Source organism: Mesorhizobium sp. M8A.F.Ca.ET.207.01.1.1, assembly GCF_004794715.1.
In the GTDB taxonomy this organism is placed as follows: domain Bacteria; phylum Pseudomonadota; class Alphaproteobacteria; order Rhizobiales; family Rhizobiaceae; genus Mesorhizobium.
In genome coordinates, this window is sequence record NZ_SRUS01000008.1 from 269,411 (window position 1) to 281,002 (window position 11,592).

Annotated in this window: 10 protein-coding genes; 3 read left to right on the forward strand and 7 right to left on the reverse strand. The window is 63.8% G+C overall.

What is annotated here, in order from left to right; genetic code table 11:
- Positions 1-66: 66 nt before the first annotated feature.
- Positions 67-663, reverse strand: coding sequence for an XRE family transcriptional regulator (locus EN850_RS24125; RefSeq protein ID WP_189553311.1), 597 nt, complete (start codon positions 661-663; stop codon positions 67-69).
- A 171-nt stretch (positions 664-834) separates the two neighbouring features.
- Here EN850_RS24125 and EN850_RS24130 point away from each other — a divergent pair, with 171 nt between their 5' ends.
- Positions 835-1,539, forward strand: a complete 705-nt coding sequence (locus EN850_RS24130) for a nitroreductase (protein ID WP_167531378.1) — start codon at positions 835-837, stop codon at positions 1,537-1,539.
- A 28-nt stretch (positions 1,540-1,567) separates the two neighbouring features.
- On the opposite strand, the gene EN850_RS24135 is transcribed toward EN850_RS24130, so the two are convergent.
- The 5 genes from EN850_RS24135 to EN850_RS24155 form a co-directional block, all read right to left on the reverse strand.
- Positions 1,568-3,010: an MFS transporter gene (locus EN850_RS24135; protein ID WP_136092413.1), complete on the reverse strand. Its 1,443-nt coding sequence runs from the start codon at positions 3,008-3,010 to the stop codon at positions 1,568-1,570.
- Positions 3,011-3,179: 169 nt separating this feature from the next.
- On the reverse strand, positions 3,180-3,767 hold the full coding sequence (locus EN850_RS24140; RefSeq protein ID WP_135866646.1) for a sarcosine oxidase subunit gamma: 588 nt from the start codon (positions 3,765-3,767) through the stop codon (positions 3,180-3,182).
- Positions 3,760-6,753, reverse strand: a complete 2,994-nt coding sequence (locus EN850_RS24145) for a sarcosine oxidase subunit alpha (RefSeq protein WP_136092414.1) — start codon at positions 6,751-6,753, stop codon at positions 3,760-3,762. The genes EN850_RS24140 and EN850_RS24145 overlap by 8 nt, the downstream gene beginning before the upstream one ends.
- Positions 6,750-7,046 carry a sarcosine oxidase subunit delta gene (locus EN850_RS24150; RefSeq protein WP_027145874.1) on the reverse strand — a complete coding sequence of 99 codons (297 nt, stop codon included), beginning with the start codon at positions 7,044-7,046 and terminating at the stop codon, positions 6,750-6,752. Before EN850_RS24150 ends, EN850_RS24145 begins: the two co-directional genes overlap by 4 nt.
- Before the next feature lie 9 nt (positions 7,047-7,055).
- Positions 7,056-8,315 carry a sarcosine oxidase subunit beta gene (locus EN850_RS24155; RefSeq protein ID WP_135915698.1) on the reverse strand — a complete coding sequence of 420 codons (1,260 nt, stop codon included), beginning with the start codon at positions 8,313-8,315 and terminating at the stop codon, positions 7,056-7,058.
- Positions 8,316-8,504: 189 nt separating this feature from the next.
- Here EN850_RS24155 and EN850_RS24160 point away from each other — a divergent pair, with 189 nt between their 5' ends.
- Positions 8,505-10,991 carry a mechanosensitive ion channel family protein gene (locus EN850_RS24160; RefSeq protein ID WP_135928414.1) on the forward strand — a complete coding sequence of 829 codons (2,487 nt, stop codon included), beginning with the start codon at positions 8,505-8,507 and terminating at the stop codon, positions 10,989-10,991.
- On the opposite strand, the gene EN850_RS36450 is transcribed toward EN850_RS24160, so the two are convergent.
- Entirely contained in the window at positions 10,988-11,131 is a 144-nt protein-coding gene (locus EN850_RS36450; protein ID WP_189343742.1) for a hypothetical protein, read from the reverse strand. The genes EN850_RS24160 and EN850_RS36450 overlap by 4 nt on opposite strands.
- 76 nt (positions 11,132-11,207) lie before the next feature.
- Here EN850_RS36450 and EN850_RS24165 point away from each other — a divergent pair, with 76 nt between their 5' ends.
- A complete protein-coding gene (locus tag EN850_RS24165) occupies positions 11,208-11,471 on the forward strand; it encodes a hypothetical protein (RefSeq protein WP_127277681.1) in 264 nt (87 codons plus the stop codon).
- Positions 11,472-11,592 lie beyond the last annotated feature (121 nt).

Consider the following 11,592-nt stretch of genomic DNA (forward strand, 5'->3'; position numbering starts at 1 on the left):
TTTTTGTTTTTATGCGTGTCGCCGTCGCAAAACCGCTGCACGGTTCCGGCGACATCCACTCATCAATCAATAGACCGGCGGCGAAACCACCCAGATGACAACAGCCGGCTCGCTACCCGGATTGCGCCAGCGGTAAGACTTGCCTTCGAAGCGAAAGGAGTCGCCTTCGCCAAGCCGGTGCCAGACCCCGGCTATTTCGATGTCGAACTGCCCGGACGCGATGTATCCGGCCTCCTCGGTCGGCCGGCGGGCCTCGTTCTTCAACTCCGCTCCCGGCGCGAAGACCGACCGCACCATCTCGAAGCTACCACCGAGGTCCGGTGACAGAAGCTCTTCCACCAGACCGGATTCGCTGGTGCCAAGCGTGCGGCGCTTGCCGGCGCGCACCACCACGCCGCGCTCGCTCTCCACGGGTACGTCATGGCTGAAGAACAGGCTGATCGGCACGCCGAACAGTTCGGCAAAGGCCCGGAGATCACTGAGCGATGGCGTCGACAGGCCGCGCTCGACCTGGCTGACCCAGCCGACCGAGCGGCCGAGCTTCAGCGCGATCTCGGCCAGCGTCAGTCCGCGCACCCGGCGCAAGGCCCTGATATCGCCGGCCAGGACTCGCTCGTCAGGTCCCTGTAATGTTCGTGCGGTAGGGGAGACCAAATCGCTCACTTCATGAAAATTTTCAGTCGAATTTCATGAGAAATCAAGCTCATGAAAAAATCAAGTAGATTTTCACCAATGCTCAAGATTTGCTTGCAGGATTTTGACGGTTCATGCAAAGGCTCCGCCGCGAGCGGCGAGTGGGGACGTCCGATCGACACAACGGCTAAGGGACGGCCCATGCTGGAAAAGAAGGCTCGAATCACGGTTGATGCCGAGATCGTCGACGACGCGATCATGTCGCGCCGTTCGGTGCGTGCATTTCTGCCCGACATGATCGATGACGAGACGATCCGTGACATACTGACTGTTGCGGCGCGCGCTCCCTCCGGCACCAATATGCAGCCGTGGCGAGTCTACGTTACCAAGGGCGGGACCAAGCAGCGGATCACGGATGCCATCATGAATTCCGGCATCCGCGCGGAAAAAGCCGACTGGGACGAATATCGCTATTATCCCACCCAGTTCTTCGAGCCTTATCTCACCCGCCGCCGTGCCAACGGGTTCGGCCTTTATGGCGCACTCGGCATAGGCCGCCGGGAGGTCGACAAGATGCGCGCCCAGCACGACCGCAACTTCGTCTTCTTCGATGCGCCGGTCGGCATGATCTTCACCATCGACCGCCGGCTCAACCAGGGTTCGTGGATCGATTACGGCATGTTCCTGCAAAACATCATGGTCGCGGCGCGGGGCAGGGGTCTGCATACCTGTCCGCAAGCGGCCTTCGCGCCCTATCACCGGCAGATCCGGCCGGTGCTCGGCATTCCCGACGAGGAGATCGTCGTCTGCGGCATGGCGCTCGGCTATGAAGACACTTCCAAGCCCGAGAACGCCTTCCGCACCGATCGTGAGCCGCTCGAGGAATGGGTGACGTTCAGCGAATAGGTCTCGGCCGCCAACCGGGGCAGGGCCGCTATTCCGTATTCATGTGCGCGCCGTGGCCGCTGACATGGGCGCCGTCCTGCGGCGTCAGCTTGAGATAGGCAAGCAGCGCGCAGAGCGTGATGATGCCCTCGATCACGAACAGGATCCGGAAATCGCTGGCGACGGCCGGCCCGCCGCCGGCGAGAAACGACAGCATCGCGGCCGCGAGGCCGACGCTGATGGCGACCGCCAGCTGCCACAGGATGTAATAGAGCGCGCTGAAGCGGGCGAGCTGCTCGGGCGCGATGTCGGAATAGGCTAGATTGCCGGTCGAAGCCCATTGCACCGAGCGGAAGACGCCAAAGACGAAGATGTAGGTGAGCGTGATCCAGACCGGGGTCGTGGCTTGGATCAAGGCGAAGCCCGCGACCATGGCGGCAACCACGGGCGTGTTGAAGACCAGCACGCGGCGAAAACCGAAACGGTTGAGAAGGCGTGGCATGAAGAAACGCATACCCACCGAGCCGACCGCCGCAACGAAGGTCAGCGATCCCGCCTGCACCGCGCTCATGCCGAAGCCGAGCTGGAACATCAGCGGCAGCAGGAAGACGACGGAGCTGAGACCGATCGTGTCGAGGCCGCCTCCGGTAAGGAAGGAGATGCGGAAGGTGCGGATGCGCAGGAGCTTGAGATCGAGCAGGGGATTGCGCACACGCAGGCAATAGAAGGAGGCGGCCGTCAGGATGATGAGCGCCAGCGCAAGCTCGGCCGCGATCATGCCGCTGGCGGCGTCTTTCGCCGCAAGGGAGTCCATGCCGAAGACCAGCAGCACCATGCCGCTGCCGACCAGCACAAAGCCTGGAAAATCGAACCGCGTGCGCACGGGCTTGGTCATTGTCGGGAAGAGTGAGGCGGCAAGGATTGCGGCGGCGAGCGCGAACGGCACGTTGATGAAGAAAATCCAGCGCCAGGAGATGTAGGTGGTCAGCGCGCCGCCGACGAGCGGACCGACCAGCGGCCCGGACTGGCCGGCCAGCGAGATATACATGTTGATCTTCAAGGTCCGGCTGCGCGGGAAGGTCGACAGGATGACGACCTGGCCGAGCGTGCCCATCAGTGCGCCACCGAAACCCTGCAGCGCGCGGGCGCCGACCAGCATCCAGATGTCGTTCGAGAGCCCGCACAGAGCCGATGAAGCGGCAAACACCAGCAAGGCGAAGCAATAGACGTTGCGCAGGCCGAAACGATCGGCCGCCCAGCCGCCGAGCGGCATGGAGATGATCAGGCTGGCGACGTAGACGGTGATCAGCAGGCCGAGCTGGCTCGGCGGACGGCCAAGGCTTTCGCTGATGCCCGGCAGCGCCGTCACCACGACATTCTGGTCGAGGCTGGTCATGAACACGCCGCAGGCGACCGTCAGCGGCAGCAGGAGCAAGGCTCTGGCCGGCACATCGGCGCGATCGGTGGCGCCGGCGGATAGTTCAGCAGTCATGGGGATGTTCGAACCAAATATGCCGACTTTGAGACGGGATTTTCATATCCCTTGGACCGTGGGCGGCCATGTTTTGCATCATGGGCGCCCGCGGCAGGATTCTCTAGCGGCAGAACTGGCCGGTATTGAGGCCAGAAGCAGCGGCAATGGGCACATCCGGCCGCACTGCCTACTGCACCTCGTAGCCGACTTCCTCGCTGGCATGGCAGAGCGCCTTCCAGAACGAGCGGGCGAAAGAGCGGAAGACATAGATGTCGAACTGGTCGGTGCCGGTGCGCTGGATCTGGGCGAAGACATCGTGATGCGTTGTCGAGCGGCCGGCGCCGACCGGAAAGGCGGGCAGAACGAAGTCGATGGCAAAGAATTTCGACAGCACCCATTCGGCTTTCGGCCCGGCAATGCGGATGGCGGTGCGGCCATGCGACAGGTCCGTCACCGTGCCGATGGCCGGCGTCACCGCCTTGGCGAAGGCCGCGGCCAATCCTTCGGCCTCATCGGTCACGGTGAATTTTCCCGGTGCGAAACCGAACACCGACTTCGCGCCGTCGCTCAAGCCGCCGCCGGCGCCGTCCGGCAGAGCGAGCCCGCTGACGGCGCGGATCGCTGCCATCAGTTTCTTCTCTTCGCCAGGCCATGCCGCGAGTTGCACGATCGAGCCCGGCCTGGTTTCGGTGAGCAAGATCTCGACGCCATGTTCGAAATTGCCGTGCGAGCCGACATGGAATTCCGGTTCGAGGGGCGATTGACGCTCAGCCATGCATGCGGGTCCCTTCCGGATCGTAGAAGTGGTTGGAGACGATCTCCACGGGCCCGAAGCGGTTGCGCAAGGGGTCGGAGACATGGGCACGCGTGCCGTGCCTGGCCTTGCCGCCCTTGACCAGCGCCAGCGCGATATGCTTGCCGAGCGCCGGCGAATAACAGCAGGCGGTGATGTGCCCGATCGAGCCGTGCGGATTGGCTTCGTCGACTTCCTCGACAATATGCGCGCCGCCATTGAGCGGCCGGTTGTCGAGCGCGATCAGGCCGACCAGTTCCAGCCGCTCGGACGCGACGAGGCCTTCCCGGTCCATCATCGCGGAGCCGATGAACGGCTTCTTCTTCGACAGCATCCAGTCGAGATGCAGGTCGCGCGCCGTGGTGCGGCCATCGATCTCGGCGCCGGTGACATGACCCTTCTCGATGCGCATCGTGCCCAGCGCCTCGAGCCCGTAGGTCACCAGCCCGAACGGCTTGCCGGCCTCGACCAAGGCTTCCCAGACATGGGTGCCGTGGCCGGCGCCGGAATAGACTTCGAAGGCCATTTCGCCGGAGAAGGATAGCCGGCAAATCATTACCGGCACACCTGATATCTCACCGTGCACGATGCCCATGAAGGGCAGCGTCGCATTGTCGACAGCCGTGCCGGTGACACAGGCCGCGAGAATCTGCCTCGCTTTGGGGCCGCCTATCGCGGCTCCCGCCCATTCGTCGGTCACCGAGGTGACATGGACCTTGAGTTCCGGCCAGATCACGTCGAGGAAATATTCCAGATGCTGCATCACCTTGCCGGCATTGGCCGTGGTGGTGGTCATCAGGAAATCCTGTTCGCCCAGCCGCCAGGTGGTGCCGTCGTCGAAGGCAAAGCCGTCCTCGCGCAGCATCAGCCCGTAGCGTGCCTTGCCGACGGCGAGCGTCGAGAACATGTTGGTGTAGACGCGGTCCAGGAACGCGGCCGCGTCGGGGCCTTGCACGGCGATCTTGCCCAGTGTCGAGACATCGACCATGCCCGCACTTTCGCGCGTCGCCTTGGCTTCTCGCACATAGGCCTGTTCGACAGTCTCGCCTGAAAGCCCGTAGATCATCGGCCGGTACCAGAGGCCGGCCGAATACATGGTCGCGCCATTGGCGAGGTGCCAGTCATGCATCGGCGTAAGCCGCTCGGGCTTGAGGTCACCGAAACGTTCGGCTGCCAGCGAGCCGATCGACACCGGCGCGAAGGGTGGCCGGAAGCGGGTCGTGCCGACTTCCGGGATCGGCTTGCCGAGCGCTTCCGCCATGATGGCAAGGCCGGGAACATTGGAGCTCTTGCCCTGGTCGGTGGCCATGCCGAGCGTGGTGTAGCGCTTCAGGTGCTCGACTGAGACGAAGCCTTCGCGATGCGCCAGGCGGACATCCTCCGCCGTGACGTCGTGCTGCAAGTCGACAAAGCTCTTGCCGCTGCCCTTGATCTCGAACACAGGCGCGGGATCCTGGTCTCCAGGAGTTGCCTCGACAGTGGGCAGCGCCGCCGGCGTGCCTGTTCCTCCGGCCGCGGCAAGGCCTGCGGCGCGTCCTTCGGCGATCGCCTCGACCGTCGAAAAGCTGCCGGTGAAGGCACCGGCGCCGATCCAGTTTTGTGTCGGCTTGGGCGGCAGGAAGGCTTGCCGGGCGGCGTTCCATTCCGCTTTGGCGCCGGCCTGGCTGGCCAGATGGATGGTCGGCGACCAGCCGCCCGACATCAGCAGGCAATCGGCATGGACGCTGCGCGCATCGCCGCTCAGCGCACCGGCGACCATGTCGAACCGCTGGACCTTGAGGCCGGACAAGGCCTTGCCACCTTCCGTGGCGACCACCGCATGACCGGATAGCAATTCCGCCTCGGCTTCGCCGGCCAGGGAGCTCATCTCGGCGGACGGTTGCGGGCGCACGTCGACGATGGCAACGATCGCAGCACCAGCCTGCTTCAGCGCCAGCGCCGACCGGTAGGCGCTGTCATTGTTGGTGAACACCACGACCCGCTGCCCCGGCAGCACGCCGAATTCGCTGGCGTAGCGCTCCGCCGCGTGCGCCAGCATCACGCCGGGCCGGTCATTGCCGGGAAACACCAGTGGCCTTTCGAAGGCGCCGGTGGCCAGCACCACGGAACGGGCGCGGATCGCCCAGTAGCGATGGCGCGGCTCACCCTTGGCGGGCTGCGCCTTGTGGTCGCTGACCCGCTCGAGCGCGGCAAGCGTGTTGTTGTCGTAGTAACCCCAGACCGTGGTGCGCGGCAGAAGCCGGACATTGTCGCGGGCCTCGAGCTGGGCGACGGTGCGCCGCACCCATTCAGCCGCCGGTGCGCCATCGATGGTTTCGCCCGACCAGTTGCCCGAACCGCCGAAACGCGGCTCGAGATCGGCCAGGACAACGCGTGCGCCTTGATCGGCGGCAGCCTTGGCGGCCATCAGCCCGGCCGGGCCGGAGCCGACCACAAGCACGTCGCAAAAAGCGTTCATGCGTTCATAGCGGGCCGGGTCCTTTGCCGATCCGGCGCTGCCAAGGCCGGCGGCGCGGCGGATGAAATGCTCGCAGAACATCCAGAACCGCGTGCCTTTCAGCGGGCCGATAACCGGACCCATGAAGGTCTTGTAGTAGAAGCCGGCCGACAGGATCTTGCCGCCGAGCTGGTTGACGGCATGGATGTCCCAGGTGAGCGAGGGGAAACGGTTCTGGCTGACGGCACTCAGCCCGTCATGGATCTCGACCATGGTCGCCGGGATGTTGGGTTCGCGCACTTCGCCCTTCAGCACCGTTACCAGCGCGTTGGGCTCCTCGACGCCCGCGCTCAGCAGGCCGCGCGGCCGATGGTATTTGAAGGAACGTCCGAACAGCGTGACGCCATTGGCCAGCAGCGCGGACGCCAGCGTGTCGCCGCCATGCCCGGTATAGGCAACGCCGTCGAAAGTGAAGCGGATCGTCTTCAGCCGGTCTATGCGGCCGCCGGTGTCGGTGCGGCGCGGGCTCATGGCTTGTCCTCCGCCTTGCGGCGCGCGGCCGAGCTGTGATCGCCGCGCACGAAGGCGACACTGGAAATCTCATGCGTCAGCGTGTTGCGCACAACCCTCAGATGCGCCCGGCAGCCGCCGGAATGCTGCCAGATCTCGTTGTGGTCGCCGGCCGGATTCAGCCGGTCGTAGACATAGGCGTTCCAGGCCTCGAAATTCTGCGAGGCGGGGTCGGGACGCTCGCGGTTTCCGTCGCCCTGATAGGTGAACTCGATGACGTCGCGCGGGCCGCAGTAGGGGCAAGTGATCAGCACGGAATGTTCCTAATGAAGCCGCGGGTTCGCGCCCTGACCCTTGTCGTCGATCACCAGGCCGCGATGAAAGCGGTCGAGCGTGAAAGGGGCGTTGAAATCGTGCGGCTGGTCCTTGGCGATGGTCCAGGCAAAGCACCAGCCGGAAGCAGGAGTCGCCTTGAAGCCGCCATAGCACCAGCCGCAATTGAGATACATGCCGGGCAGGGGGCCGATGGCGATGATCGGCGAGCCATCCATCGACATGTCGCAGACGCCGCCCCAGGAGCGCAGCATGCGCACGCGGGCAAGGCCTGGGAAAAGCGCCAGCATCTCGCTCATCACCTCGTCGACGATGGGCAGATTGCCGCGCTGGGCGTAGCTGTTGTAGCCGTCGATGTCGCCGCCATAGACAAGGCCGCCCTTGTCGGACTGCGACATGTAGAAATGGCCCATGCCGAAGGTCACGACGGTGTCGATGAAAGGTTTCAGCGATTCGGTGACGAAGGCCTGCAGCACATGGCTTTCGATCGGCATCGTCTCGACGCCGGCCAGTTGCATGACGCGGCCGGTGCTGCCGGCCACCGCGACCGCCACTTTCTTGGCCCTGATATCGCCGCGCGAGGTGGTGACGCCGGTGATGCGGTCGCCGTCGCGCAGAAAGCCGGTGACCTCGCAATTCTCGATGATGTCGACGCCGCGGCGGTCGGCGCCGCGCGCATAGCCCCAGGCAACCGCATCGTGCCGGGCGGTGCCGGCGCGCCGCTGCATCAGGCCGCCAACCACGGGAAAGCGTGCATCATTGGAGATATCGAGCGCCGGGATCAGGCGCTTGATCTCGGCTGGCGTCATCAATTCCGCGTCGACGCCGAGATGGCGCATGGCGTTGCCGCGCCTCGCGTAGTCGTCGAACTGAGCCGGCGTGTGCGCCAGGTTCAGGCAGCCGCGCTGCGAGAACATGACGTTGTAATTGAGCTCGTGCGACAGGCCCTCCCAAAGCTTCATCGAATGCTCGTAGAAGCGGGTATTGGCCGGCAGCAGATAGTTCGAGCGCACGGCCGTGGTGTTGCGGCCGACATTGCCGGATCCCAGCCAGCCTTTCTCCAGTACCGCGACATTGGTGATGCCGTGTTCCTTGGCCAGATAGTAGGCGGTCGCCAGGCCGTGACCGCCGCCGCCGATGATGATGACGTCGTAGGAGGCCTTCGGATCCGGCTTGCGCCAGGCCGGCTTCCAGTCCTTGTTTCCCTTGAGCGCGTTCGCGAGCAGCGAAAGGGCCGAGTACTCTGCCATGTGTAAGGTGTCCGTTGCGGGCGATGCGGCAGACTATAGAGCAGGCCGCATCGGCAAAGCCAATATTGCGCCATGGCCTTTCGACTGGCCGACGCCTCGATGCGACGGCTTGCCCCATGATATGGCCGTCTTTATCAAGGACAGGCTTTTTTTGAATTGCCTTTGCGCTCCGTGAGTCGCCAACAGATCATGCTTTTTCGATTGCTTCGCCTCATCCTGATCCTCGCGCTTGTCGTTTCGGCGCCGCCTTCGTTTGAGGCGATGGCGCAAGCGCTCGGCCAGGGCGCCGCCGGATTGGTTACCGATCAGCAGAAGGTCATCCAGGGCCTGACAGCCAAAACCGATGATCTCGAGAAGAAATTACAGCAGGACGGTGAGGACGATGCCTCGCTCGTGGATATCCGTCTGCAACTGGAGGATCTGTCGCGGTCGGCACTCACCAGTGCGCTGGCATTCCGTTCGCGCCTCACCGACATCAACAATCGCATCGAGGTGCTGGGCCCGCCGCCGGCGGCAGGCCAGCCGCAGGAGCCCGACATAGTGACCGGCGAACGCCAGGCGCTGGCGTCGGAGAAGGCCGAGATCAACGCGGTCGTCGCCAGCGCACAGAACCTGTCGATCCGCATCAGCGGGCTGATCGACAAGATCGGCAACATGCGCAGCGCGCTGTTCCGCAATCTTTTGACCAAGCGCTACGTACTCTCGGACGCCTTGAGTCCGCAGGTGTTTTCCGATGCGCGCGACGAGTTCGGCAATTTCTACAAGGCTGTGTCGTCCTGGCTGAGCTTCGCCATCAAGTTCAAGTTCCAGGCCATCCTGGCGGCAACCTTCGTGGCGCTCGGCCTGGCGCTGGTGCTGCTGGTCGGCGGGCGACGCCTGTTCGGGCGGGTGTTCGAGGCCGATCCCAGCAATGAGGACCCATCCTATCTCAGCCGTCTTTCGGTCGCCTTCTGGTCGACCTTGCTGCCGACGCTGGCGGTCGCCGCCTTTCTCGGCTCGACTATCTTCTTTTTCAACTATTACAACGTCTTGCGCGGCGACATTGGCCTCTTCCTCAATGCGTTGGCCGCCGTCATCGGCGTGGTGTTCTGCGTCAACCGGCTGACCAACGCGGCACTCGAGCCGCGTTTGCCCAACTGGCGCCTCATCCCCGTCGAAACCGGGCCGGCGCGCTGGCTGGTGCGCTTGACCACCGCCATGGCCGTGGTCATCAGCTTCAACACCTTCCTGTCGATCGTGAACGACAAGATGGGGTCGCCGCTGTCGCTGACCATCGCGCGCAGTTTCGTCGCCACCATCATCGTCGGCGTCATCCTGATCCTGATGGCAATGCTGAGGCCGTTCAAGGCGCGTGATGGCAGCTGGCGCCCATGGCCGGCATGGTTGCGCTACACCTCGCTCGGGCTCGGGCTTTTCACCATCATCGCGGCGCTGCTCGGTTATATCGGCCTTGCTCTGTTCGTATCGCTGCAGGTCGTGGTCACCGGCACCGCGCTGATAACAGCCTATATCGGCTTCCTGTCGGCGCAGGCGATCGGCGAGGAGGGCGCTTTCGCCAACACGTCGGTCGGGCGCTGGCTGTCGGCCAATTCCAGCTACGAGGACACCGCACTCGACCAGCTCGGCCTTGTCGTCAGCATCGCCATCAACCTGATGATCGTGCTGGTGTTCCTGCCGCTGATCCTCTTGATGTGGGGCTTCCAGCCCGGCGATATCGAGGCGTGGGCATATAAGCTCGCAACCGGCATCAATATCGGTTCGGTGACGATTTCGGTCACCGGCATCCTGTCGGGCATCGTCGTCTTCGTCATAGGCTATTTCCTGACGCGCTGGTTCCAGGGCTGGCTCGACGGCTCGGTCATGGCGCGCGGCAAGGTCGACACCGGGGTGCGCAACTCGATCCGGCTGGCGGTCGGCTATGCCGGCGTCGCCTTGGCGGCGCTGGTCGGCATCTCGGCCGCCGGTATCGACCTCTCCAGCCTGGCGCTGGTCGCCGGTGCTCTCTCCCTCGGTATCGGTTTCGGCCTGCAGAATGTGGTGTCTAATTTCGTCTCCGGCCTGATCCTTTTGGCCGAGCGCCCTTTCAAGGTCGGCGACTGGATCGTGGCCGGCGACGTCAGCGGCACGGTCAAGAAGATCAGCGTGCGCGCCACGGAGATCGAGACCTTCCAGCGGCAGTCGGTGATCCTGCCCAATTCCAACCTGATCAACAACGCCGTCGGCAACTGGACGCACCGCAACAAGCTCGGCCGCATCGACATCAAGGTCGGCGTCGCCTATGGCAGCGACGTCAAGCAGGTCCACGCCGTGCTGCTGGATATCGCGCGCAGCCATCCGCTGGTGTTGAAGAATCCCGAGCCTTTCGTGCTGTTTTCCAATTTCGGACCCGCCGCGCTCGAATTCGAGATTCGTGTGTTCCTGGCCGATGTGATGAACGGCAACATCGTGCAGAACGACGTCCGCTTCACCGTGCTGGAGAAGTTCGACGACCAGCACATCGAAATCCCTTCCACGCCGCGCGCGGTCGTCGAGGCCAAGAAGCACCAGGCTTGGCCAACCGATGACGACAAGATCGAGGCCGATTTCGCGGAGCAGGAAGAGGCCAAGGCGCAAGCCGAGGAGGAGTCGAAAAAGCTGCCGAAGCCGCGCAAGTCCAAGAAGCCCGATCCGGACTAGGCCCGGGATCCGGCCTGCCGGGCGGCGCCCGTCGCTGCCTTTCGGCTCATTTCGTGCCGGGCGGCCAGATTAACGGGGTAGGCAAAAGCCAAAGCCAATTGCGGCATGAATGCGGCATTCAGTTGCGGTTCAGCTTTCATCTCATATAAGCTCCCATGCTAAGGCGAAAATGCCTTGTGAAATGCAACAGAGGCGGTGGGAACACCGATACTGCAAATGTGGAAGTCTCTCGTCGCTGCCGTGGCTTTGCTCGCCGTGAGCGGCTCGGCCCATGCCGCCAGCGCGGTCAACAAGGACGCCGAGACCCGCACGCTGGTCGTGACCGAGGGCGGCAGCAAGACCGAGCTTGCCCTGGCCGGCGGTGAAACCGTCGAGTTCTGCCAGAACGGCTGCTTCGTCACCTTGCCGAACGGTGACCTCGAAGCCCTGACCGGTTCGGAAACCATCGAGATTTCCGGCGGCGTCGCCCGCATCAAGTAATCTCCGTGGCATGGTTGGAAAGGCCGGGCATTTGTCCGGCCTTTTATCGTTTCCGGTAGCTGTTGCTTAACAGTGACGCCTGAAATACCGCCGCGGCAGCCGTCTGCAACCGTACGTTTTA

What these genes read in the sequence shown, in the direction of transcription:
- EN850_RS24130 (WP_167531378.1), top strand. Translation starts at nt 835, where the DNA reads ATGCTGGAAAAGAAGGCTCGAATCACGGTTGATGCCGAGATCGTCGAC.
- EN850_RS24135 (WP_136092413.1), bottom strand. Translation starts at nt 3,010, where the DNA reads ATGACTGCTGAACTATCCGCCGGCGCCACCGATCGCGCCGATGTGCCG.
- EN850_RS24140 (WP_135866646.1), bottom strand. Translation starts at nt 3,767, where the DNA reads ATGGCTGAGCGTCAATCGCCCCTCGAACCGGAATTCCATGTCGGCTCG.
- EN850_RS24145 (WP_136092414.1), bottom strand. Translation starts at nt 6,753, where the DNA reads ATGAGCCCGCGCCGCACCGACACCGGCGGCCGCATAGACCGGCTGAAG.
- EN850_RS24155 (WP_135915698.1), bottom strand. Translation starts at nt 8,315, where the DNA reads ATGGCAGAGTACTCGGCCCTTTCGCTGCTCGCGAACGCGCTCAAGGGA.
- EN850_RS24160 (WP_135928414.1), top strand. Translation starts at nt 8,505, where the DNA reads ATGCTTTTTCGATTGCTTCGCCTCATCCTGATCCTCGCGCTTGTCGTT.
- EN850_RS36450 (WP_189343742.1), bottom strand. Translation starts at nt 11,131, where the DNA reads ATGAAAGCTGAACCGCAACTGAATGCCGCATTCATGCCGCAATTGGCT.
- EN850_RS24165 (WP_127277681.1), top strand. Translation starts at nt 11,208, where the DNA reads ATGTGGAAGTCTCTCGTCGCTGCCGTGGCTTTGCTCGCCGTGAGCGGC.